Source organism: Brevibacterium sp. CT2-23B (genome assembly GCF_013168765.1).
Classification (GTDB): domain Bacteria; phylum Actinomycetota; class Actinomycetes; order Actinomycetales; family Brevibacteriaceae; genus Brevibacterium; species Brevibacterium sediminis.
Genome location: NZ_JABBYK010000003.1, coordinates 459,103 through 480,956 on the forward strand (window position 1 = coordinate 459,103; position 21,854 = coordinate 480,956).

Sequence of the window (21,854 nt, forward strand, 5' to 3'; positions counted from 1 at the left end):
AAATGAGAATCACCGTCACCGGAGCCTCTGGGCTGCTCGGTTCGTCCGTCGCGCGTGCGCTCGTCACCGCCGGTCACGAGGTCACCACTCTGCAGCGTCGCCCCTCAGGGGTCGACGGTGCCGTCGATGTCATTGGTTCGGTGACCGATGCGGCCGCCGTCGATCAGGCCGTCACCGGCGCCGAGTCGGTCGTGCATTTGGCCGCGAAGGTGTCCATGATGGGTGATCGCAAGGATTTCGAGGCCGTGAACATCGGCGGGACCCGCACACTCGTCGATGCGGCGCGGGCCGCCGGCGTGCAGCGGCTGGTCCATATCTCGTCGCCGTCGGTGGCACATACCGGTGAGTCGATCATCGGCGACGGTGCCGAACCGGCGTCTCCGGAGTCTGCGCGCGGCGAGTATGCGCGGACGAAGGGCGCCGGTGAGCGGATCGCTCTGGGCGCGGACTCGTCCGACTTCCGGGTGCTCGTCCTGCGTCCGCACCTCATGTGGGGTCCGGGTGATACCCAGCTCACTGAACGGGTCATCGACCGTGCCCGATCTGGACGAATGCCGGTGCTCGGTTCGGGAGCGGCGCTGGTCGACACCCTGTTCGTCGACAATGCGGTGGAGGCGATCGTCGCTGCGGTGACCGCGGTCGATTCCACCCATGGTGAGGCACTGGTGGTGACGAACGGTCAGCCTCGGCCGATCGGTGAGCTGATGTCACGCATCGCGATCGCCGGCGGTGCGGCGGAGCCGAAGCTGCGCATTCCGGTGGCGCCGGCGCTGGCAGCAGGGTCTGTGGTCGAAAAGGTGTGGGAGCTCGGAGAGCATGACGACGAACCGCCGTTGACGAGGTTCCTCGCCGAACAGCTGTCGACCGCGCATTGGTTCGATCAGCGGCGGACGCAGGAAGTCCTCGGGTGGACTCCCCGCGTCAGCATCGAAGAGGGCCTGCAGATCCTCGCCGCGCACTACGCCTGAGGATTTGCTCGCCTGAGGGGCCGGTGACCTGAGGGCGTGTCTGTCCGAAGGCGACGCCGGCTCAGAGCCGGTACTGGTTGTTCTCCTCGGCCGACGGTTCCTCGCGTTCAGGAGCTTGGGCTTCCTCGGTTTCGTCTTCGGCAGGCTCTTCCTCGGTCGAGTCGGCGGACTCCTCGGCCTCATCGGGCATCTTGCCGGAGAGCGCGTCAGCCGACATTCCGGGTTCACCGGTCGGCGGTGCCTCGAGCGAGGAGCCGCTGGCGGATTCGTCGAATTCCTCCGGGTCGAGCGTCGCCGGGTCTTCGGCGGGTCCTTCGAGTCCGGGGTCGGACGCCGAGGCGGACCCGCTGTCACTGACATCGTCCTTATTCAGCGACGGAGCTGCAGTCATGGTCTCGTCAGCCGTATCCGCAGCCTGTGGTGCGGCGGTGGGCTGAGCCGGGAACGCCGGCGGCATCGGTGGAGGCGGCGGCAGTTCGGACGAATCGCCTGACTGCGCGGCTGGCTTCTCAGCGGGCCGAGCCGGTTCATCATCGACAGCGGCTGTGCCGCCGGTTTCGGCGTCACCGACGCGGGTGCTTCCCGCTTCGGTGTCTGCGACGCTGGCGTCGGCGGCTTCGGAGCCACCGGACGGCGCAGAGGCGGATGGCTGTGCGGGAGCGACGGGTGCTGCCGGCTGTGCGGGCTTCACCACCACTGCGGGCTTCGCAGAATCCGTGGGTCGCTCCTCATCGTTCGAGGCCTCGCCGCCTTCGGTTCCGTCCGACTCCAGGGACGAGTCCGTCTCACTGTTCTGCTCAGCCGCGTGCTCGGTCGCGTCGGTCTCAGGCGCCTCGTCCGACCCAACGGTCGACGCCTCGTTCGGCGAAGCGGTCGCCGCACCGTCGGCAGCGGCGCTGGTCCCAGCCGATTCCTCGCCTTCGGTCGTCGCCGCGGCCCCAGCCGCGTCCGAGCCTTCAGCTGGCGCACTGCCGGCGGACTCGCTCGCAGTCGGAACCGCCTCGGTGGGTGTCGACTGGGCCGATGCACCCTCGGTGGAAGCCTCCTCGGCTGACCCATCGGACGAGGCCGCCTCCGACGATTGGGCGGTCGACCCCGGCAGGGCACCGTCGATGCCTTCGAGGCTCACTCCCGCCTCGGCGGCGAGTCGGGCACGTCGTTCGGCACGGGCCTTCGCCCGCTCGTCTTCGCTCTTCTGCGCCTTCGCCTTGGCCTTCGCCGATTCGCCCTTCGGCTGGGTCGGGCGCACGGCCTCCCAGATGAGCAGGACGACGAGCATTGTCAGCCCGACGATGACGCCCATGAGGATCGAACCCCACGGTCGCGCCATCGCGAAGAAGTCGAAGATGGCGTTCAGACCGAACATGACGGCGAGGCCGAGGATCAGTGCAACCAGGAATCTCATATCCCCATTGTGCCCTCTCCTGGTCCGAGTGCAGGGAAATGGGTCCACTTTCGTGCCGGTGGCGATCCCCGAGGATGCGCCCCACCTCGGCACACAACTGTGCCATGCGTCACAATGGGAGCATGAATACCACCATCGAGAACTCCACGGAAAGCTACGACGACGTCGTGGCCCGCATCACCGAGGACGCGCACGGCTTCTGGCTCGAGCAGGCCAAGAACCACATCGACTGGGTCACCGAACCGACGAAGGCCGTCGACGATTCGAATGCGCCGATCTATCGCTGGTTCCCCGACGGCGAGCTCAACGTCTGTTACAACGCGCTCGACCGACATGTCGCGAACGGCCGCGGCGACCAGGCCGCCATCATCTACGATTCGCCGGTCACCGACACCGTCCGTTCGATCAACTACGCCGAGCTTCTCGACGAGGTCTCCCGCTTCGCTCGGGCCCTGGCGGACAGAGGTGTGACCAAGGGCGATCGCGTCGTCATCTACATGCCGATGATCCCCGAGGCGGCCGTGGCCATGCTCGCGTGCGCCCGCCTCGGCGCGATCCACTCGGTCGTCTTCGGCGGCTTTGCTCCGAACGAGCTCGCCGTGCGCATCGACGACACCGCCCCGAAAGCCGTCATCTCCACTTCCTGCGGAGTCGAGAAGAGCCGAGTCCTCGAATACAAACCGATGCTCGATGAGGCCATCGAGATCGCCGAGAACAAACCGGACTTCACCGTCATCGTCCAGCGCGACGAACATCGCTGCGAACTCGGCGAGAACGACCTCGACTACGCCGAACTGCTCGCCCAGACGCCCGAGGGCATCGACCCGGTGACCGTGAAGGCCACCCACGAGCTCTACGTCCTCTACACCTCGGGCACCACCGGCAAACCGAAGGGAATCGTCCGCGATTCCGGCGGATATGCGGTGGCCGGAGCGTTCTCGATGCCGACCGTCTTCGGCCTCCACCCGGGCGACACGATGTTCACCGCCTCCGACGTCGGGTGGGTCGTCGGGCACACGTACATCATCTACGCGCCCCTGTTGGCCGGCGTCACCTCGGTGCTCTATGAGGGCAAACCCGTGGGCACACCCGATGCCGGAGCCTTCTTCCGCGCCATTGAGCAGCACAAGGTCAACGTCCATTTCACCGCCCCGACCGCCATGCGCGTGGTGCGCAAGGAGGACCCGAACGGCGAGCTGATGAAGAAGTACGATCTGTCGAGTCTGCGTGCGGAATTCCTCGCCGGCGAACGCCTCGATCCCGACACGTATGAGTGGACGACGAAGATCCTCGCCGAGGCGACCGGACGCGACGTGCCCGTCGTCGACAATTGGTGGCAGACGGAGACCGGCTGGCCGATCACGGCGAATCCGCTGGGACTGACTCGGTTCCCGCTCAAGGCGGGGTCCTCGACGAAGCCGACTCCCGGCTTCCACGTCGAGGTCGTCGACCCCGGCGGTCAGCCCGTTCCGGCCGGAGAGGAAGGACTCATCGTCATCCGGCTGCCGCTGCCTCCGGGCACCATGGCCACGGTGTGGGGCGACGACGAGCGGTTCATCTCCTCCTACCTAGCCGCCTTCGACGGCTATTACCTCACCGGCGATTCCGGCTATCTCGATGAGGATGGGTACGTCTTCGTCATGGGTCGCACCGACGATGTCATCAACGTCGCCGGGCACCGCCTGTCCACCGGCATCATCGAGGCGGTCGTCGCCTCCCACCCGGCCGTGGCCGAGGCTGCTGTCATCGGCGTCCACGATGACATGAAGGGACAGATCCCACGTGCGTTGGTCGTGCTCGGGGATTCCGCCGAGGCGGCCGACCCGGACACCGTCATCGACGAACTCGTGGCGCTCGTCCGCAAAGAGATCGGGCCGGTCGCCGCATTCAAACGCGTCGACATCGTCGCGGGTCTGCCGAAGACCCGATCGGGCAAGATCCTGCGCAAGACGATGCGGCAGATCGCCGATGGCGTCGACGATCCGGCGGTGCCGTCGACGATCGAGGATCGCAGCGTGCTCGATGACCTCGGGGCGGTGCTCTCCCGCAGCTGAGCGTTCAGCGGCCCGCGCTGCCGCATGATCGCTGCCCCGGCGGCGGTGTCGTGGGCACGCAAGCGCGCCACGCCGGGAGTCCCGGCGCACAGTCGCAGACGCGATCCGGTGCGAACCGTGGAGGTTCGCACCGGATCGCGTCGATGTTTCACGGTGCCGTTCTGTTGATGGACAGCGCGAATGTGCGGGCCGGCATCGCGTTCTCGGGTGGTCGGGAGAGTGTCTTCGCACGACCCAACGGTCGGCCGCCGGCGGAGAGCACTCCACCGGCGGCGTCGCTTACGAGTTGCGTCCCTGTTCGAAGCCCGCGGCGAATCCGCGCTCGAAGGCCTCTTGGACCTCCTGTTCGCGGCTGCGGCGCTCATCGGCCCAGCCGAAGGGGTCGAATCCTCGTCGGCCCGGACCGAAGCCGGGACCGAAGTTCGGGCCGAATCCGCGCCGTCCGCGGCCTCCCCCGCGGCGGCGGTCGTGGTCGCCGTTCCCACCACGAGGTCCATGAGCCTCGTGACGGTCAGGGCCGCCTCGGTGATCGTCATGGTCGTGGGGGTGTTCACGGTCGTGCGGTCCGTTATGGCGGGCCGAGTCGTCGCCGCAGCGATCGGGGCCGAAGTTGTCGACGATCTTCGACAGCGAGGCCTTGAGGTTCTCGAATTCTTCGGAGGTGAGCACCTCTTCGATGCGATCGCCGACTCCGTCGCGCATATCGCGGAAGCGCTGGCGCAGCTCTTCGGGATCGATGTTCTTCGATGGCCCCCATCCACCTCGGCCGCGCGGCGGACCGTAGGTCACAGGCTCTTCCGGGTAGGCGGAACCGTCGGCGACGACCTCATCGGAATCCCAGCGGCGACGTCCTCGCCGCATACGCCCGAAGTCGCGAGGGTCGAATCCGGAGTCGACCGCGGCCGAGCGGAATTCGCGACGCAGCACGTGGCTGAACTCGCGCAGCAGCTGCGGCAGATCGGTGTCGGTGTCATCGCCCTTGCCGTCGCCGGAATCGGCACCGTTCACGGGCTCAGTGCGTGCGGCCGAATCATTCTCCGCCGCATCGGTCCTGTCCGCTTCGCCCGGCTGTTCGCGATCGGAGCCGAGACTCGAGGCGCTGCCGGCGACGGTGTTCTCGTCGGTGTTCGGCGAGTCCGTCCGGCCATCGGCACCTGCTGCGCCGGCTCCTCCGGTCGGGGTGGTGAAGTCGTCGTTGTCATCGTTGAAGTCTTTGTTTTCAGTCATGTCATCTCCTTAGTTGTCATCTGACATGTACATGCAGAATGACATGCAATTCGATTGCATGTCAAGTGGCATGTAAAATCAAATCATGAGCACGAACGATGACATTCAGGCGATCGCCGAGGCGCTCACCCGCCTGCAGTGGCGGCGCGGGCCCGGCGGACCGCGCGGATTCGGCCCCTTCGGCGGGTTCGGTGAGCACGGCGGCCCTGGCGAGCGCGGCGGCTTCGGTGAACGCGGTGGATTCGGAGACCGTGGTGGATTCGGTGGCGGTCGGAACTCAGACGATTTCCCCTTCGGCGGCAGGCGTCATCCCGGTGGGCCGTTCGCCGCACACGGCCGTGGGCGTGCACTCATCCGTCTGCTCGTCTCACTCGTCCAGGCGGGCACGGCGCTGGGAGTCAGCGCACTCGGCGATGCGATCGGCGTCGATCAGCCGCGTGCCTCCAGGCTCGTGTCCCAAGGCGTCGAGCTCGGCCTCCTGCGTCGCGAGGCAGACCCGGATGATGCCCGGCGAACCCTCATCGCGCTGACGGACAAGGGCCGCGCGATCACCAACAGATTCCGCGGCGCCCAGCGTGACAACGTCGATCAGGCATTGAGCACATTCACCGAGGACGAACGGGCACAGTTGGCATCGCTGCTCACGCGCCTCGCCGACGCCTGGCCGAAATGAGTGCCTCTATCCGTCTGTTCCGACCGGACTGCTGTCCCGGCGGGACGGCCACTCGGACGCGGTAAGCAGTCAGGCCTCGGCCGCGGCTGTCTGCCAGGCGCCTGATCTCAGCCTTCGGCGAGCTGCTTGAGTCTCTTGAGCGAGGCGAGCAGATTCGCCGCGGTCGTCGACTGCGCCCGCGACAGACGCTTCGGATCGCGCAGCTCGGTCCAGTCATAGGTGTGACGAACCAGGACCGAGTCGTCCCCGGTCGATTCGATCTCCCACACCCACTTCTGACCGAACGGCTCTCCATCCACTTCGGAGGGCTTCCAAGCGATGAGCCTGCCCTCGGCGAAGTCGACAATGTGGTTCTCCCGGTCCACGCCCTTGGTCAGAGTCGTGACGAACGAGCCCCCGGTCCCCTGCACTCGCTGGCCCTCGACGGCCGAGCCGAGGTTGTCGTTGCCGTCCCATTCCGGCTGTCGCTGCGGGTCGGCGATGAGTTCGAAGACCGTCTCGGCGGGAGCTGAGATCTCGATCTCGGCGGTGACGACCTTGAGGACCGGGTCGATCGAATCGAAGACGGAAGCTTCGGGGGTCTGGTCGGTCATGGAGTCCTGCCTTCGTGTGTGGTTCAGACTCGGCGTCGAGCTGAAGTGCGGAGTGCGGAGTGGATCGGACACGGTCAGAATACACGGACCCGCCGTCCCGGGCCCCGCGGGCGGGAACCCGCCGCCCCGTTCCTCGCAGGTGGGGACCCACCGCGCCCTCGAGGGCGCGGTCCTGCCGCGTCAGTCCTCGAGGGCGCGGTCCTGTCGCTCGGCACGCAGGGCTGCGGTGCTGAAGCGGGTGAACATCCGGGAGGAGTCGCTCGACAGCGCCAGCAGCACCGCCACCTGCATGGCGATGGTCGTCAGCGCATACATGTTCGTCGCCAGGTCGCGGTCTCCGGTGAAGTAGTTCGTCATCGACACGATCACGGAGATCGTCGAGAGCGTGAGGATCCACAGCCTGGCCCGGTTGCTGCCGCGGAACACCGACGTCGAAGCGACGACCTGCAGACAACCGATGAGGAGGCTGACGCCGACGAGGACTCCCGCGACGATGCGCGTGGCCGTGTCATCGCTGATGGCCGCGATGTCCGAGCTGTAGCCGACGACTTCGGAGCGCAGTCCGTTCCAATCGAGGAGCATACTGATCACATCCCACGCCTGGAAGAGCAGCAGGACGAGCACGAGGGCGGCCCCGACGACGGTCTGCAGCGGGCGCTGTCGCCACAGCGTCTTCGTCACTTCGGACACGCTGCGTGAATCGGAGTAGATGCGGGTGGCGTCGAGCGCCAGCTCCAGGCGTTCGGGGTGATCGGCTTCGTCGGCGACCACCTCGGTGACGTCGACGATCGGCAGGTGCCCGTCGGTGATGATCGCGTCGCCGCCGCCGTTGCGGGAGTGGTATCCCGTGGAGAAGTCCTTGATCCGATCGACCGCGATCACTTCATTGGCACGGGTGACCGTGTCGACGATGTGGTCTCGTTCGACGTCGGTGTTCTCTTCGATCTTGTGGGTGAACTGGAGGGTGAACAGGGAGATGCCGACGGCTTTGTCATAGGTTCCGGCGGCAAGCCAATCGGCCTGGTGCCCGCCGGGCAGCAGCCATCCGCGCGGGCATTTCCAGAACCGCACATGGTGGCGCTGGCCCGGATCGCCGTCGACTTCCTGCTGGTAGGCGAAGTCCTGACGGCGGCCGAACAGCAGCAGCGGGGACACCGGCGCCTGCGGGTAGCTGCGCTTCGTCACCGTCGACCGGATGATCTCCCACGTCGATGCGGGAGTGATGCTGTCGGCGAGGATCCATCCGGCTTCGCGCATCGCATGGTGGATCTGCGCTTCCTCACCGCGCCAGGCGAGGTTGACCGGATCGCCGAGCAGACCGTCAGAGGTGCGTGTGCGGCCGATGAAGTAGTTCGGCACATAGATCTGGGACAGGATGCGGTGCAGTCTGGGCAGAGCCAGATAGGACACGACTCCCCAGAACACGAGCAGCGTGAGCACCTGCCACCAGCCGAGGCTGAATCCCTTGAGCAGGATGAGCAGCGCCAGCCAAGTCGAGGCCGCACCGGCGAACAGGAAGAACAGGTAGTCGAGCACTCCGGTGGGTGTGAAGTGGTGTCGCCGATAGACGAACGGCTGCCTCAGCCGCCGTTTCTGCCCGACCGCCGCACCGGCCGCATCCGTTCCGTCCGTCGTCCCGCCCGTTGTCATGAGGGCCAGTTTAGTGATTCGTGCTCAGCCACCGGAATGAGGAAGACCCGACATCCCTTCACCGAGGCGGTCGGAACGCGGATTCCCACCGCCCCCTCACAGAGGCCGCCCGACCGAAATCGGTCAGGTTCGTCCCTTGCCCGATGTCTGCTCCCGTCGGCGGCGATCGAGTGCGGCGAGTGCGGTGGCTGCGAGCTCCGGGCTGTCGTCGTCGCTGAGCTCGGCAATGAGGTCACTGCTGCGGTCGCCGGAGATCTCGAGGAGGACTTGGAGCACCCGGAACCGTATCTGGGGATCGTGCGAGTCCGCTTGTCGATGCAGTTCGGTGAGTACCCGTTCGCCGATGTCGGCAGTCGGTCCGGTCGCGTCGACGATGAAGCCGAGGGTCTCGGCCGCCTCGATGTCCCTCGGTCCGTTCATCGCCATGTCGAGCAGCACGGGCACAGCTTTCTCATCACCTGAGCGGCCGAGGGTGAGTGCGGCGATGCTGCGGATACCAGGATCGACATCGTCGAGTCCCTTGTCCAGCGCCTGCCGGATCATCGAAATCGAGCGTGAGTCGAGTTTTTCATCAGGTGTGGTCCTGCGGATCTCGTCGAGGGCCAGCAGTGCATTGCGACGCACTTGGGCAGATGCGTCGTCCATTCCGACCACCACATGAGGCACGGCCTCGGCACCGGCCTGGGCGAGCGCCCACCGCATGGCCCCGGCCGCGTTGAGCACGGTCTCCTGCAGGACCGCCTGCGACAGAGCCTCAATCGGCATTCCTCCGTCGACTCCGCTGCCGAGCGCGGCCTTGTGCCGTTGGATGACATCGCCGGACTCGAGAGAGCGCATGAGATCGATGGTGTAAAGGAGAGACTCGCCGTCGGCTCGACCGAGCCGAGCGACGGACTGGAGGTGGTCGAGCAGACGCTGCTCGGCCGCGATCCGCTCACGTGCCTGGTCAATGAGGTCCCCGAGCACTGTGCCGGGGTCGAAGTCCGGCTCGGACAGCACCCGACCGACTTCGGTCAGAGACATCCCGAGTTTGCGCAGACCTTCGATGTGGAAGATGCGCCCGATGTCGGCGTCGGAGTACTCCCGATAGCCGCCAGGCGTCCGCTGGCTGGGCGCGACGAGGCCCAATGATTCGTAGTGGCGCAGCATGCGTGCGCTCACACCGGAGCGCCGGGCCACTTCGCCGATGAGCATTGCCACCTCTTCTCTGCTGTCAGCCACTCTATGCCGCGATCGCGGCCCTCCGGGTGCATTGTTCCGAAGTTCTTCGATGCCTGGGACCTTTCGGACGTCGTTCAACGGCCGCAGGCGGACTTCGCACAGGTGCTGGAACCGCGCACTGAAGGAAGGGATCCGAGACCTCGGCCGTGTGCCGATCTAGACCGTGGCCTCGGACCCCAGTGCGACCACCCGCTTGGCTGCGTCCAAGGCGTGGGCGAAGCCGGCATCCGGGTCATCGAACATGTCCCGAGTCGCCATGGCGTGAGCCCGCACTGTGTCGTCCTCTGCATGAAGCCTCTCATCGACCACTGACACGAGATCCTCGCCGAGGGAGACAATCGCTCGACTGAGGCTCTTCTGCATCTCGAGATCTCCTCGCCCCAACTGCGTCACCAGGGCGGATGCCAGCTCTTCACGATCTTCACCGGGGACAAGGGCAACGGCGGCTCTCCACGCGCTGCGGGCCACCTCGGTGTCGGCATGGGCGATGAGGGCGGTGCCGATCCGGGCCGGGTCCATGGCCGGCCAGGCGCGGACGTCACCGATCTTCGACAGGGTGTGCAGGGATTGACTGATCGCCTGCGACAGCGGCGAGTCGAGTTCGGCGACGAGGCGGGCAACGGTGTCGCCGGCGGGCAGCCGAGTGAGCGCCCAGGTGAGCATGTCGCGGACGAAGAAGTCCGGTTCGATGCGGCACCGGGCGATGAGCACGTCGAGGTCACGGGGCTCGGCTCGTGTGCCGATGGCCATCGCCGCCTGCAGGCGCTGCTGCGGGGTCGACGCACTCAGCGCTTCGATCATGGGGTCGCCGGTGTCGTTCCATCGGTCACTGGGCTCGATCAGACGATCGCTGGTGTCGCTCCTGCCGCCGCTGGAGTCATTCCGGCGACTGTCGGTCTCTGTCGAAAGCGCCGGTTCGGAAATATGGTGGTGTTTGAGTGGATGTGTCATGGTCTCCACCTCCTTGCCACCCAGTGAAGACCCTGACATCGTGTCAAGGTCAAGCAGATCAGACCCATCCCTTTCCCAACCCACGGAGCGGAGCCTCGTATGGACAAGATCGATTTCAAGAGATCGCTGCCGAGTTTCCGCGCGAAGCAGGGGCGATTCGACCTCATCGAGGTGCCGGAATCGCAGTACATCATGATCGATGGCCACGGGGACCCGAACACCTCGCCGGATTTCGCATCGGCGCTGACGAGCCTCTATCCGATCGCCTATGAGCTGAAGCTCCTCAGCAAGCTCGAACTCGGTCGCGACTATGTCGTGCCACCGCTCGAGGGGCTGTGGTGGGCCGATGATATGGCGGCGTTCACGAGCGCTCGGGACAAGTCAGCGTGGGACTTCACCCTCATGCTGTTCGTCCCGGACTGGCTGGACGCAGGCCACGGCGACGGCGTCATCGACACGGTCCGGGCGAAGGGATCGGCGCCCCGCCTCGGCGAGATCCGATTCGACACGCTGCGGGAGGGAACGTGCGTCCAGACCCTGCATGTCGGACCCTTCGACGACGAAGGGCCCGTCCTCGAGCGCATGCACACCGATGCCATTCCCGAGGCAGGGATGACGATGGCGGGGAAACATCACGAGATCTACCTCAGCGACGTTCGCCGGACCGCGCCGGAGAAGCTGCGCACGATCCTCCGCCAGCCGGTGATCCCGCTGGGCGACTAAGGCTGATTCGGATCGGTGATCTGGACGGATGCCGACGATGCTGCTCGCCCGTCCTACCAGGGACTCAGCCGCGGCCCGACACTCAGCCTCCGCTCGTCCAGCCTCCGGACACCGGGGCAGTGGTGCTCGGACCGGGGCCGCCGTCCGAATCGGAATCGGAGGATGAGGATCCGATCGACGAGGAGTCCGAGGTCGGCGATGAACCTGTCGACGATGACTCCGCGGAGAGGAAGATGATGGCGACGAGGATGCCGGCAACGGTCAGGATGCCGACAGCGACGAAGGAGAAGACCACAATGAGACAGGTCATCAGAGGTGGGCGGTTGTTGCGCCGAACGATTCTCACCATGGTTCAAGCCTAAGCTGTGCGGGGCCTTCCGAAACCGGTCCGCGATCGGCTCCGCTCGCACTCTCACCGCCGCCCGGCCGTGACCTTCCTGTGATAAAAACCTCGGCGTTGCCCCATGCACTCTTAAGTTTGTTGCATTATCGTTATATTCATGCCTCGTCTGACCTCATCTCGCAAGGGCCGCCGGTCCGTGCTCACTGGTGCCCTCATCGGGCTCGGGGCAGCAGTGATGGCACTGGTCGTGGGCGCCGTCATCATCCTCAATTCCCCCATTTCATTCGGTTCCACGAAGATCAGGCAGATGCAGATGGCTTCGGTCAACCAGCTCAGTCAGCAGCAGATTGACAATGCTCGGCTCATCATCGGCGTCGGCCGCGGCGGAAACTTCGACGACCATGCGATCAGGATCGCCCTGATGACAGCGCTGCAGGAGTCCTCGCTGCGCAATCTGGATTCCGGCGACCGTGATTCGGTCGGTCTGTTCCAGCAGCGCCCGTCACAGGGCTGGGGCGAACCCCATCAGCTCACCGATCCCATCTACGCTGCCAAGGCGTTCTATGGGATCAATCCCGAGGTCGAGAACCCCGGCCTCAACCAGATCGACGGCTGGGATTCGATGTCACCGACCGAAGCGGCACAGTCCGTGCAGCGGTCGGCACTGCCGGACGCCTACGGTCAGTGGGAGACCTTGGCCGATGACCTCCTCGGCTCGCAGGCCGACGTCGAAGCCCTCGACTGAGGCGCTGGCTGCCCCGACCGCCCGAACCCCGCGACTGCCGCGACCGCCTCACGGTGCCGGATATCGCATGACCACGCCGGTTGTCCGGTAATCTGCACTCATGGCTTCCATTCCCGATTCCGTCCCCGTCAATGACGATGTCGAGCAGCTCCTGCTCAACCCCGAGGACCATCTCGAAGCCATCACCGAGACCGCCGACCTCTTCAAGGCACTCGCCACACCCTCCCGGCTTAAGATGCTGCTCGTCCTCACCCACGGCGAGGCCACGGTCACCCACATCGTCGAGGCGACCGGACTGTCCCAGCCGCTGGTGTCCCAGCACCTGAAGTTCCTCCGCGGACTCCACCTCGTCGGAGTCAATCGGATCGGCCGCGAAGCCTACTATTCGCTCAAGGACGACCACGTCGCCCACATCATCGTCGACGCCATCGCCCACACGATCGAGGCCCACGAACACTGAGTTCCACCCGGGGCGCTGCTTCCGCAGCGATTCCTTCGCCGAGGCGGCCCACCGTTCCCAGCCCACAGCAGCGATCCTTCGCCGAGGCAGCCCATCCCTACCGACGTCGACGACGCGTGAGGGCCTCGGGTCCTCCACCGACGACCCAGACGATGAGAGCCACGAGGACAGCACCGATCCACTGACCTGCCTGCAGCCGTTCCCCGGCGATGAGGGATCCGAGCACCACTGCGGACAGCGGTTGGAGCAGCATGAGCGCCGCGGTCATCGGTACCGGCACCAGCGGGCTGGAGATGCTCAGCAGCACCCACGACAGCGCCTGACCGCAGACGGCCAGGGCGATCATCCAGCCCCAACCGGCCCAGCCGAGGTCGAAGTCGAGGCCGCCGAGGGTCAGCCCGGCGACGGCGGTCATCACGCCGGCCGCGATCGTGCCCACCTGGACCGGGGCGACGACGAAGTCTCCGGCGACCTTCCGGCTGTGGTGGATGCCGAAGATGTAGACGCCGTAGAGCACACCGGACAGGACCCCGAAGATCGCTCCCCGCATCGGATTCGCCGCCGTCTCGTCGGCGCCGAACACTCCCCCGGTCAGCAGCATGCCGATGATCATGATCGGCACGCAGCCGATGAACAGCCATCCCGGCCTTGAACCGCCGAACGCCCACACCAGCGCCGGAAACACGATCACTTGAACGCTGATGAGGACCGTGGACACGCCCAGACCGGCGTCGAGCACGCTCTGCGCCCACAGCACATAGTCGATTCCGAGCGCCGCTCCGGAGACCGCGGCGATGAGGATCGCCTTCGGCGGGAAACGACCGTACCTGCGCAGCTCGAGCCACGCCAACGGGGCGAGCACAATGATCGCTATCCAACACCGCAGGAAGGCAGCTGTGGGGGCGGTCGCCTCGGCGAGGATGACGAACAGTCCGGCCGATCCGAGCAGGACTGCGGCCAGGATGATGCCGAGCACCGGCAGGGCCTTGCGGGCGGGAGGCGGCCCGCCCGCCCGCACATCCTCGGCGCTCATCGGATCCCCTCGGAAGGGCTCATCTCACGACGTTCAGGGCTCATCCCATGAAGTCGAGGATGCGGTCGATGGCTTCGGCCGTGCGGTCCGCTCCGACGGCCAGCGACAGGCGCACCGAACGGGAGCCGTCGACTGAGTCGAAGTCGTCACCGGGTGCGAGCGCGACACCGGTGGCCTCGAGCACCCGCGCGCACCACTGGCCGGCAGTGGCAATTCCCGCGCGGTCGAGGATGTCGTCGATGCGGGCGTACATGTAGAAGGCGCCGTCGGGTGGGGCCATCTCGCCGAAGCCGAGGTCCGCGCGGGCGCCCAGGACATGTTCGCGTGCACCGGCGAACGAGGCCACTGCGGCCTCGCATTCGGCATAGGACTCGTCTGCAAAGGCCGCGACCGCCGCGTACTGCGCCGGCACCGGGGCGCACAGGGAGAGGTTGCCCGTGACGTTCTGGGTCGGCGCGACGAGCGCTTCGGGCAGGATCGCCCAGCCGAGTCGCCACCCGGTCATGCCCCAGTATTTGGAGAACGAGGAGATGACGACGGCAGAGTCGTCGTGGGCGAGTGCGCATTCGCCGCGGGTGCCGATATAGCTGATGCCGTGGTAGATCTCATCGGAGATCACCTGCACTCCGTTGGCCCGGCACCAGTCGACGATCCGGCCGAGCGCCTCGGGGCCGATCATCGTGCCGGTCGGGTTCGCAGGTGAGGCGAGCATGAGCCCTTTGAGCGGGGCCTTCGCATGGGCGGCGGCCAAGAGGTCGACGGTGGGCTGGAACCCTTCGTCGGCACCGCAGTCGAGTTCGACGACCTCGCAGCCGAGGGCCGCGAGGATGTTCTTGTACGCCCCGTACCCGGGTCGGGCCAGGGCTACTCGGTCACCGACGTCGAAGCAGGTGAGGAACGTCGTCTGGAAGGCGCCGGAGGATCCGGTCGTCACGGCGATGCGGTCGGGTGCGATGTCGAGTCCGTACCAGTCGCGGTAGTGGGAGGCGATGGCTTCGCGCAGTTCGGGGATGCCGAAGATCGGCGAGTATCCGAGTCCGGTGCCGTCGGTCATGACCTCGGCGGCACGGGCGAGCACGGGGCCGGGCGCGCCCTGGGTCGGTTCGCCCAGGCACATGGCGATGGTGTCGCGGCCGGCGCGCTGCATCTGCCCGACGGTGGCGACGATGCCCATCGCGGCGAACGGTTTGACGAGCCCGGATCGGGCGGAGGCGGCCGGGAGGGTTTCGGCGGAGGCCCGGGTGATGGGGTCCGCCTCGGCGGGGGTGGATGAGGTCACCGGTTCACTTCTTCTCACGCGGGAGGCGGCCGAGGGTGTAGAACTCCGGGTTCGGGAGCATTCCGGAGATGTGGGCCATGCGGTTGGACAGGCCGAAGAAGCCGGTGATCGCGGCGATGTCCCAGGCGTCTTCGGCGTCGAATCCGTGGTCGGCAAGCCTCTGGTGGTCGGCGTCTCCTACGGCCCACGGCTCTTCGCAGACCTTGACGGCGAAGTCGAGCATAGCCATCTGACGTGGGCTGATATCGGCTTGGCGATAGTTCGTGGCGACGACATCGGCGATGAGCGCGTCTTTCTGGAAGATCCGCAGCATCGCTCCGTGCGCGACGACGCAGTAGAGGCAGTGATTGATCGCCGAGGTGGCCACGACGATCATCTCCCGATCGGCCTTGGTCAGGTTCCCCGTCTCCTTCTCCATGAGCGCGTCGTAGTAGGCGAAGAAGGCGCGGAATTCGTCCGGCCGGCGTGCCAGGGCGAGGAAGACGTTGGGCACGAAGCCCGACTTCTCGGCGACCTCGAGGATCTGGGCGCGGATGTCATCGTCGACGTTGTCGATGTCAGCAAGTGGGTATCGCATATCCCTCATGCTAGCCCGGGTGGATCGGTTCAAGTCGAGCCCGCTCAGGGCGATACAGTGAGTGCGTCAGGTCCGTCCCGGCTCTACCGCAAACCGCTCGCGCATCGAAGGAGATCACCATGACCGCAGACAATGCAGCAGACACCGGTTCGACCGGCGAGGTCCAGATCGACAACGGAGTGTTCCGGGTGACGAAGTGGACGATCCGCCCCGACGGCGTCATCCCAATGCACAAGCACGAGTACGAATACGTCGTCGTGCCGATGGTCACGGACACGATGCTCGTGCGCAATTCGGACGGCACGGAGATCCGCGCCGAACTCGAGGCAGGAGTCTCCTACACGCGTCCGGCAGGGTCCGAGCACGAGGTCTCGAACCCCGGAGGCGGCGCCGACGTCGTCTTCGTCGAGGTCGAACGCCTCTGAACCAAGTAGTTCATAAAGCACGTTCCCTGTGGGTAGATCCACCTCGATTTCTGCCGCGATATCGGTGTGGATCCACCCACAGGAGACATTTCAGCTCGCGTCACATCACTCGAGCGCCTCAGAGGCGACGAGAAATCAGCCTCAGCGAGTGGGGATCTCCCAGGTGTGGACGGGCTTCCCTGTCGCCTGGTTCGCGAGGTAGGCATCCATCATCGCCGTGATGCCCTCGGCGCGTTCGGGCGAGTCCTGGCGGCTGCCGGGCGCGAGGCTCTCGAGGGCCTTCAGCTGCCAGGTCGCACCATTGACGCGGCTTTCGGCACGGCCTTCGATGATCGACATGTATTCGTCGATGACGTCCTTGTCGATGTTCAGTCGCGAGAGTCCGCGCCTGGCCTGCGGCGCGAGCACATCGGTGACGAGGTCGGCCACGCCGATGCGTCCGATCTTCGGCCAGGTCACCCGGGCCTCGATCCCATCTTTGGCGCAGGCATTGAAGTTCTCCTCCGCCTCGGCGAATGACATCCGCGACCACACGGGACGGTTCTCCCCGACGAGGAACTCGGCCAGGCCGTAGTAGAAAGCGGCGTCGGCAACCATGTCGACCGGGGTCGGACCGGCCGGAAGCAGGCGGTTCTCGACACGGATGTGCGCGCCGCCGTCGCCGGAGTTGTAGATGGGGCGGTTCCAACGCCACACCGTGCCGTTGTGCAGATTGAGTTCGAAGAGCTTCGGAGCGTCGGCGGCACGGAATTCGACGAAGTCCTTGATCTCGGGCAGCAGCGGCGGGAAGTAGCGGACGTTCTCCTCGAAGAGGTCGAAGACGCTGGTGATCCACCGTTCGCCGAACCATACACGGGGACGCACGCCCTGGTTGACGAGTTCGGGCGTGCGGGTGTCGATGGACTGCGCGAAGATCGGGATCCGGGATTCGTGCCACAGCTTGCGGCCGACGAACAGCGGTGAGTTCGCTGCCATCGCCACCTGCGCCCCGGCGATCGCCTGCGAGGCGTTCCACGCGTCGGCGAAACGGTTCGGCGCCACCTGCAGGTGCAGCTGCATCGACGTGCAGGAGGATTCCGGAGCGATATCGGCGAACTCCGCCTTGTACCGCTCTTCACGACCGAGCTCGATGCGGACGTACTCGCCGCGGGCGTCGATGACCGAGTTGCTCAGCGCCTCGTAGCGGTTCTCCTCCGTCATCCACTTCTCGTCGGTGAGGAATTCGGTGGTCAGGGTCGGCAGGGTGCCGATCGACACCACCTTGAGTCCGTCTTCCTCGGCGGCCTTCTGCGCTTTCTCCAAGCGATGAGCGACACCGGCCTCCAAGGTCTTCAGCCCCCGCCCGGCCACTTGGAGCACCGGATGGTTGAGTTCGAGGTTGAAGCCGCCGATCTCGGACTGATACTCGTCATCGAGTCGATCGAGCACCTCCTTGTTCCGCAGGCTCGGCTGATTGCCCTCGCCGACGAGGTTGAGCTCGAGTTCGAGCCCGATCGTGCCCGCCGATTTGAAATCCGCATGACGAAGGTAGGTATCGAAGAGCTCGAGATTCTCCGCGAGCTTCTCCCGATACAGTGTGCGTTCCTCCGGCGTGTACCGCTTCGAGCTGACTGCCTCACCCATAGGACTAGCAAACCACAGACGGCCGGGTTTGTGCGCGGCCGCGGTCCACAGGCCATTCCGCACGGAGACCGCGATCCTTCCCACGGCGCACCGCACACCGATTCGGCCGCGGTGCGGACAAGCTGCGCATCGGGTCCGTCCTGCATCATTCGGACACCTGCGATGTCGGCAACCGGCCTTCCGTAGACTCGCCCTATGACTTCGACCACATCATCTGCGCCCCAGCCCGCTGACTTCGTCGAACAGGCGAAGCGACGTCTGCCCGACATGCTCGCCGACATCGAACGGGTCATCTCCATCGAGACCCCCTCACACGACAAGGCGGCCGTGGCCGCAGGAGCACGGGACTTCGCCGCGCTCCTGGGGGACCGCCTCGGCGCGGAGGCGGAACTGCTCGAGGTCGACGGCACCGCCCACCTGCGTCTGCGCTTCGGCACCGGGCCGGCCCGCGTCGTCCTGCTCAACCACCAGGACACGGTGTGGCCGCACGGCACGCTCGAGCGCATCCCCTTCTCCACCGAGGACGGCATCCTCCGCGGTCCCGGCAGCTTCGACATGCTCACCGGGGCGATCATGAGCGTGCACGCGACCGCGATGGTGGCCGACCACCTCGGCGAGGGCGGACTGGACGGTCTGTCGATCCTCGTCACCGGCGATGAGGAGATCGGATCCGTGTCCTCGTCGGACCTCATCCGCGCCGAGGCGGCCGAGGCGAAGGCCGTGTTCGTCATGGAGGCGAGCGCTGACGGGGCGCTCAAACTCGAGCGGAAGGGCACGAGCAACTACGTGCTGAAGTTCACCGGCAAGGCCTCGCACGCGGGGCTCGAACCGGAGAAGGGCATCAACGCGGGAATGGCCCTGGCTCTGACTCTGCCGTTGGTGGCCGACCTGGCCGACGCCGAGGCGGGGACGACGGTGGTGCCGACCGTGATCAGCGCGGGGACCACGTCGAACACCGTGCCGGCCGAGGCCCGGGTGGACATCGATGTGCGAGCCCGGACTGCGGCTGAGCTCGAACGCGTGGATGCGCAGATCCGTGAGTTGGCTGCGAAGCCGCAGGTGGAGGGCTCGATGACGGAGGTGCTCGGCGGAATCAACCGGCCTCCTTTCGAACGGGAGCAGTCGGCTGCGCTCTTCGAGCGGGCGACGGCTCTCGCCGGAGAACTCGACCTGCCCGCGCCGCGGGGAGTGTCCGTGGGCGGCGCCTCGGACGGTAACTTCACTGCCGGTGACGGCATCGCCACTCTCGACGGGCTGGGCGCCGTCGGCGATGGGGCGCACGCCGAACACGAACACGCCGTCATCGATGAGATCGCCCCGCGTACCGCACTGCTGGCCGCTCTCATCGCCGATCAGCTGCAGGGCTGAAGCGGAGCGGCGAGCTGCTGCCTTTCGCTGCCGCCGTAGTTCCCAGACACCGACAGTGCGCCGGGGCCTCCCCTACGCAGTTAAGTGTGCGCAGATTGCCAGTTTCGAGCCGAAGATGTGCAATCTGCGCACAGTTGACTGTCGGCAGCAGGGCTTCAGTCGACCGGGTAGCCCGCCGCGCGCATCTGATCCGGTGTTTTCAGCGTGAACAGCCAGTCGCGCAGGTGAGGATCCGGCCGAATCGTCGTCCGCGCGTACAGTCGATCTTCGCCGACGAGGTAGTAGTGGTAGCCGTGCTCGCCGAGGTGGCCCATGAGCTCCCGCGGTTTCGCGCGGTCATCGAGGACTTCGCACAGAATGTCCGGGTGCAACGCGGCGAGGAAGTCCTGTCCGTGCGCGAAGACGTCGTTCTCACCGCCTTCGACATCGATCTTCACCGTCACGCGCGGTGCCTCTCCCCGCCTTGAAACGTCAGGTACACCTTCCCCGGCGTGCAACCGCGGATCTCGCTCCGACGCCTCGACGAGCACCTCGGTCAGGAGTGCGTCGAGAGAAGTGAAGCGCACCTCGGCGTCGGAATCGAAGCGCATATCGGAGGAGTAGAACGACGGCAGCGCCGATCCTCCGTCCCCGATGGGCACCTTCATCCAGGTGTCGGGGCTGCCTACCCCGGTCGGGTGGACGGTCACGCGGCTGTTGAAGCCGTTGCGTTCGACGTTCTTCTCCACACCCGCGACGACGGCGGGGATGATCTCGAAGACGTGAGCGCGCACATGCTCGTTCGCGGCGAGGACGGCCATGGTGAAGACCCCGGTGTAGGCGCCGATGTCGAGGAATACATCGGCATCGGCGCTGAGCGCGACCATGAGGTCGAGGGCGAACGCGTCTTCGGGTTCGGTGCGTCTGCCCCTTCCCCAGTAGAACTCCTTGGCGATCTCGCAGCGGAAGGGCTCGACGAGGATGAAGTCCGCTCCGCCCGCTCTCCCGCGGATTTCGGTGAGTTCGATGGGGGCGGGGAGGCGACCGATCTTCAGCCCTCTGATCCGGGGCGCGATCGTTCGCAGCAGCGGGTGGAGCGCAGGTTGTGCGAGGGCGGTCTTGACCGGCAGCTTGAGGCCGAACCAGGACTGTCTGCGCGCGGTGAAAGTGCGCAGGTGATCATTCACGACGGTGGCCCCCTTGCTGACAGGAAGACTTTTGTTCACACTATCAATCGCCGGCCCGCCGCTCCAGGGTTCTTCCGGACCTGATTCGCGATACTCGCCGCCTCTTCGCGGACCACTGGCATAAGGTGGAAGCGAAGACCCATCCGCCCCGTTGCGAAGCAGGAGCCCGGCATATGAAGCTCAAGTCAGTCACCCTCCACCAAGTCTCGATTCCTCTCGTCACCCCGTTCGAGACCTCGTTCATGCGGGAGACGGAGAAGGACTGCTACCTCGTCGAGGCTGTCTTCGACACCCCGCAGGGTGAGATCACCGGGTGGGGAGAGTCCGTGGCGATGATCTCTCCGCTCTACTCCTCCGAGTATGTGGCCGCCGGCATCGATGTCACTCGCCGCTGGTTGGCACCGCTGCTCTTCGACGTCGAAAATCTCACTGCGGAGACGGTCGGCTGGCACCTGCGTCATGTCATCGGCCACCCGATGGCGAAGTCGGCTCTGGAGATGGCAGTCATCGAGGCTCAGCTCAAGCTCAACAACCAGTCGTTCAAGGACTACCTCGGCGGAGTGGTCGACTCCGTGCCTTCAGGAGTGTCCGTCGGCATCCAGGATTCCGTCGAGGAGACCGTCAAGGTCATCGGCGGCTACCTCGAAGAGGGCTACGCCCGGATCAAGCTGAAGATCAAACCCGGCAAGGACATCGCCCCGGTGGCCGCGGTGCGCAAGGCCTTCGGCGACGATTTCGGCTTCCAGGTCGACGCGAACGCCGCCTACACCCTCGTCGATGCCGCACACCTGCGTCGCCTCGACGACTACAGTCTCCTGCTCATCGAACAGCCCCTCGGCGAAGCCGACATCCGCCAGCACGCCGAGCTCGCCAAGCTCATGGACACTCCGATGTGCCTCGACGAGTCGATCGTCTCCGCCGAGGCTGCCGCGGACGCGATCATGCTCGGCGCCACCTCGGTGATCAACATCAAGCCCGGAAGGGTCGGCGGGTTCATCGAGGCGAAGAAGATCCATGATCTCGCCGCCGCCCACGGCGTCGCCGTCTGGCACGGCGGAATGGTTGAAACCGGCCTGGGGCGCGCGGCGAATGCGGCGCTGGCATCACTGCCGGGCTTCACCCTGCCCGGCGACATCTCCGGCTCGAATCGGTTCTTCCACGAGGACATCACCGAGGAGATCGTCATGTACGAGGGCAAGGTCGACGTGCCCACCGGCATCGGCTTCGGCGTCTCCATCGACCCGGCCAAGCTCGAACGCTTCCGCACCGAATCTGTGGAGATCCTGCCCGCCCAGTAGGACAAGATCCGCCGAGGCGGCCCTCCCCTCACCGGTCACCGACCGGCAGGTTGGGCCGCCTTCACTGCAGGA

At 66.0% G+C, this 21,854-nt stretch carries 21 protein-coding genes; 9 read left to right on the plus strand and 12 right to left on the minus strand.

Annotated elements, in window-relative coordinates:
• Positions 1-2 precede the first annotated feature (2 nt).
• Positions 3-968, plus strand: coding sequence for an NAD(P)-dependent oxidoreductase (locus tag HIM68_RS10590; RefSeq protein WP_172171974.1), 966 nt, complete (start codon positions 3-5; stop codon positions 966-968).
• 61 nt (positions 969-1,029) lie between these two features.
• Here the strand turns inward: HIM68_RS10590 and HIM68_RS10595 are convergent, their stop codons facing one another.
• Positions 1,030-2,373 carry a hypothetical protein gene (locus HIM68_RS10595; RefSeq protein ID WP_172171976.1) on the minus strand — a complete coding sequence of 448 codons (1,344 nt, stop codon included), beginning with the start codon at positions 2,371-2,373 and terminating at the stop codon, positions 1,030-1,032.
• A gap of 122 nt (positions 2,374-2,495) precedes the next feature.
• Here HIM68_RS10595 and HIM68_RS10600 point away from each other — a divergent pair, with 122 nt between their 5' ends.
• Positions 2,496-4,427 carry an acetate--CoA ligase gene (locus HIM68_RS10600; protein ID WP_172171978.1) on the plus strand — a complete coding sequence of 644 codons (1,932 nt, stop codon included), beginning with the start codon at positions 2,496-2,498 and terminating at the stop codon, positions 4,425-4,427.
• 279 nt (positions 4,428-4,706) lie between these two features.
• On the opposite strand, the gene HIM68_RS10605 is transcribed toward HIM68_RS10600, so the two are convergent.
• Positions 4,707-5,654: a hypothetical protein gene (locus HIM68_RS10605; RefSeq protein WP_172171980.1), complete on the minus strand. Its 948-nt coding sequence runs from the start codon at positions 5,652-5,654 to the stop codon at positions 4,707-4,709.
• A gap of 85 nt (positions 5,655-5,739) precedes the next feature.
• Here HIM68_RS10605 and HIM68_RS18830 point away from each other — a divergent pair, with 85 nt between their 5' ends.
• Positions 5,740-6,327, plus strand: a complete 588-nt coding sequence (locus HIM68_RS18830) for a MarR family winged helix-turn-helix transcriptional regulator (protein WP_216657060.1) — start codon at positions 5,740-5,742, stop codon at positions 6,325-6,327.
• A gap of 107 nt (positions 6,328-6,434) precedes the next feature.
• Here the strand turns inward: HIM68_RS18830 and HIM68_RS10620 are convergent, their stop codons facing one another.
• The 4 genes from HIM68_RS10620 to HIM68_RS10635 all read right to left on the minus strand — a co-directional run bounded on the left by HIM68_RS10620 (position 6,435) and on the right by HIM68_RS10635 (position 10,742).
• On the minus strand, positions 6,435-6,920 hold the full coding sequence (locus HIM68_RS10620; protein ID WP_172171982.1) for an SRPBCC family protein: 486 nt from the start codon (positions 6,918-6,920) through the stop codon (positions 6,435-6,437).
• A 180-nt stretch (positions 6,921-7,100) separates the two neighbouring features.
• The gene (locus HIM68_RS10625; protein WP_172171984.1) at positions 7,101-8,570 is read right to left on the minus strand and encodes an LssY C-terminal domain-containing protein; all 1,470 of its coding nucleotides are present in this window, start codon (positions 8,568-8,570) and stop codon (positions 7,101-7,103) included.
• Positions 8,571-8,693: 123 nt separating this feature from the next.
• Positions 8,694-9,791, minus strand: coding sequence for a MerR family transcriptional regulator (locus HIM68_RS10630; protein WP_367647506.1), 1,098 nt, complete (start codon positions 9,789-9,791; stop codon positions 8,694-8,696).
• 156 nt (positions 9,792-9,947) lie between these two features.
• A complete protein-coding gene (locus HIM68_RS10635) occupies positions 9,948-10,742 on the minus strand; it encodes a HEAT repeat domain-containing protein (protein ID WP_253903886.1) in 795 nt (264 codons plus the stop codon).
• A 99-nt stretch (positions 10,743-10,841) separates the two neighbouring features.
• Here HIM68_RS10635 and HIM68_RS10640 point away from each other — a divergent pair, with 99 nt between their 5' ends.
• On the plus strand, positions 10,842-11,465 hold the full coding sequence (locus tag HIM68_RS10640; protein WP_172171986.1) for a GyrI-like domain-containing protein: 624 nt from the start codon (positions 10,842-10,844) through the stop codon (positions 11,463-11,465).
• Positions 11,466-11,547: 82 nt separating this feature from the next.
• Here the strand turns inward: HIM68_RS10640 and HIM68_RS10645 are convergent, their stop codons facing one another.
• Positions 11,548-11,814: a hypothetical protein gene (locus HIM68_RS10645; RefSeq protein WP_139469017.1), complete on the minus strand. Its 267-nt coding sequence runs from the start codon at positions 11,812-11,814 to the stop codon at positions 11,548-11,550.
• A gap of 151 nt (positions 11,815-11,965) precedes the next feature.
• On the opposite strand from HIM68_RS10645, the gene HIM68_RS10650 reads away from it, so the two are divergent.
• Both HIM68_RS10650 and HIM68_RS10655 read left to right on the plus strand, forming a co-directional pair.
• Positions 11,966-12,553 (plus strand): peptidoglycan-binding protein, encoded by a 588-nt coding sequence (locus HIM68_RS10650; RefSeq protein WP_216657061.1) that lies wholly within the window; start codon positions 11,966-11,968, stop codon positions 12,551-12,553.
• Positions 12,554-12,653: 100 nt separating this feature from the next.
• Positions 12,654-13,013 carry a helix-turn-helix transcriptional regulator gene (locus HIM68_RS10655; RefSeq protein ID WP_139909298.1) on the plus strand — a complete coding sequence of 120 codons (360 nt, stop codon included), beginning with the start codon at positions 12,654-12,656 and terminating at the stop codon, positions 13,011-13,013.
• A gap of 97 nt (positions 13,014-13,110) precedes the next feature.
• On the opposite strand, the gene HIM68_RS10660 is transcribed toward HIM68_RS10655, so the two are convergent.
• The 3 genes from HIM68_RS10660 to HIM68_RS10670 form a co-directional block, all read right to left on the minus strand.
• The gene (locus HIM68_RS10660; protein ID WP_172171988.1) at positions 13,111-14,046 is read right to left on the minus strand and encodes a DMT family transporter; all 936 of its coding nucleotides are present in this window, start codon (positions 14,044-14,046) and stop codon (positions 13,111-13,113) included.
• Positions 14,047-14,086: 40 nt separating this feature from the next.
• The gene (locus HIM68_RS10665; RefSeq protein WP_172172168.1) at positions 14,087-15,220 is read right to left on the minus strand and encodes a pyridoxal phosphate-dependent aminotransferase; all 1,134 of its coding nucleotides are present in this window, start codon (positions 15,218-15,220) and stop codon (positions 14,087-14,089) included.
• Between the two features lie 109 nt (positions 15,221-15,329).
• On the minus strand, positions 15,330-15,902 hold the full coding sequence (locus HIM68_RS10670) for a peroxidase-related enzyme (protein WP_216657062.1): 573 nt from the start codon (positions 15,900-15,902) through the stop codon (positions 15,330-15,332).
• 119 nt (positions 15,903-16,021) lie between these two features.
• On the opposite strand from HIM68_RS10670, the gene HIM68_RS10675 reads away from it, so the two are divergent.
• Entirely contained in the window at positions 16,022-16,327 is a 306-nt protein-coding gene (locus tag HIM68_RS10675; protein ID WP_172171992.1) for a cupin, read from the plus strand.
• Positions 16,328-16,468: 141 nt separating this feature from the next.
• On the opposite strand, the gene HIM68_RS10680 is transcribed toward HIM68_RS10675, so the two are convergent.
• Positions 16,469-17,950, minus strand: coding sequence for a glutamate-cysteine ligase family protein (locus HIM68_RS10680; RefSeq protein WP_139469012.1), 1,482 nt, complete (start codon positions 17,948-17,950; stop codon positions 16,469-16,471).
• A 195-nt stretch (positions 17,951-18,145) separates the two neighbouring features.
• On the opposite strand from HIM68_RS10680, the gene HIM68_RS10685 reads away from it, so the two are divergent.
• Positions 18,146-19,318, plus strand: coding sequence for a M20 family metallopeptidase (locus HIM68_RS10685; RefSeq protein WP_172171994.1), 1,173 nt, complete (start codon positions 18,146-18,148; stop codon positions 19,316-19,318).
• A 155-nt stretch (positions 19,319-19,473) separates the two neighbouring features.
• Here HIM68_RS10685 and HIM68_RS10690 read toward each other — a convergent pair whose 3' ends face one another.
• Positions 19,474-20,484, minus strand: coding sequence for an FkbM family methyltransferase (locus HIM68_RS10690; protein WP_172171996.1), 1,011 nt, complete (start codon positions 20,482-20,484; stop codon positions 19,474-19,476).
• 173 nt (positions 20,485-20,657) lie between these two features.
• On the opposite strand from HIM68_RS10690, the gene menC reads away from it, so the two are divergent.
• On the plus strand, positions 20,658-21,782 hold the full coding sequence (gene menC / locus HIM68_RS10695; RefSeq protein WP_172171998.1) for an o-succinylbenzoate synthase: 1,125 nt from the start codon (positions 20,658-20,660) through the stop codon (positions 21,780-21,782).
• The last annotated feature ends 72 nt before the right edge of the window (positions 21,783-21,854 follow it).

Bases quoted from the DNA above. Each gene is read 5' to 3' on its own strand.
- HIM68_RS10680 (WP_139469012.1), bottom strand. From the start codon at position 17,950: ATGGGTGAGGCAGTCAGCTCGAAGCGGTACACGCCGGAGGAACGCACA.
- HIM68_RS10650 (WP_216657061.1), top strand. From the start codon at position 11,966: ATGCCTCGTCTGACCTCATCTCGCAAGGGCCGCCGGTCCGTGCTCACT.
- HIM68_RS10675 (WP_172171992.1), top strand. From the start codon at position 16,022: ATGACCGCAGACAATGCAGCAGACACCGGTTCGACCGGCGAGGTCCAG.
- menC (WP_172171998.1), top strand. From the start codon at position 20,658: ATGAAGCTCAAGTCAGTCACCCTCCACCAAGTCTCGATTCCTCTCGTC.
- HIM68_RS10655 (WP_139909298.1), top strand. From the start codon at position 12,654: ATGGCTTCCATTCCCGATTCCGTCCCCGTCAATGACGATGTCGAGCAG.
- HIM68_RS10605 (WP_172171980.1), bottom strand. From the start codon at position 5,654: ATGACTGAAAACAAAGACTTCAACGATGACAACGACGACTTCACCACC.
- HIM68_RS10595 (WP_172171976.1), bottom strand. From the start codon at position 2,373: ATGAGATTCCTGGTTGCACTGATCCTCGGCCTCGCCGTCATGTTCGGT.
- HIM68_RS10620 (WP_172171982.1), bottom strand. From the start codon at position 6,920: ATGACCGACCAGACCCCCGAAGCTTCCGTCTTCGATTCGATCGACCCG.
- HIM68_RS10590 (WP_172171974.1), top strand. From the start codon at position 3: ATGAGAATCACCGTCACCGGAGCCTCTGGGCTGCTCGGTTCGTCCGTC.
- HIM68_RS10670 (WP_216657062.1), bottom strand. From the start codon at position 15,902: ATGCGATACCCACTTGCTGACATCGACAACGTCGACGATGACATCCGC.
- HIM68_RS10640 (WP_172171986.1), top strand. From the start codon at position 10,842: ATGGACAAGATCGATTTCAAGAGATCGCTGCCGAGTTTCCGCGCGAAG.
- HIM68_RS10625 (WP_172171984.1), bottom strand. From the start codon at position 8,570: ATGACAACGGGCGGGACGACGGACGGAACGGATGCGGCCGGTGCGGCG.
- HIM68_RS10665 (WP_172172168.1), bottom strand. From the start codon at position 15,220: ATGGGCATCGTCGCCACCGTCGGGCAGATGCAGCGCGCCGGCCGCGAC.
- HIM68_RS10685 (WP_172171994.1), top strand. From the start codon at position 18,146: ATGACTTCGACCACATCATCTGCGCCCCAGCCCGCTGACTTCGTCGAA.
- HIM68_RS10600 (WP_172171978.1), top strand. From the start codon at position 2,496: ATGAATACCACCATCGAGAACTCCACGGAAAGCTACGACGACGTCGTG.
- HIM68_RS10645 (WP_139469017.1), bottom strand. From the start codon at position 11,814: ATGGTGAGAATCGTTCGGCGCAACAACCGCCCACCTCTGATGACCTGT.
- HIM68_RS18830 (WP_216657060.1), top strand. From the start codon at position 5,740: ATGAGCACGAACGATGACATTCAGGCGATCGCCGAGGCGCTCACCCGC.
- HIM68_RS10635 (WP_253903886.1), bottom strand. From the start codon at position 10,742: ATGACACATCCACTCAAACACCACCATATTTCCGAACCGGCGCTTTCG.
- HIM68_RS10660 (WP_172171988.1), bottom strand. From the start codon at position 14,046: ATGAGCGCCGAGGATGTGCGGGCGGGCGGGCCGCCTCCCGCCCGCAAG.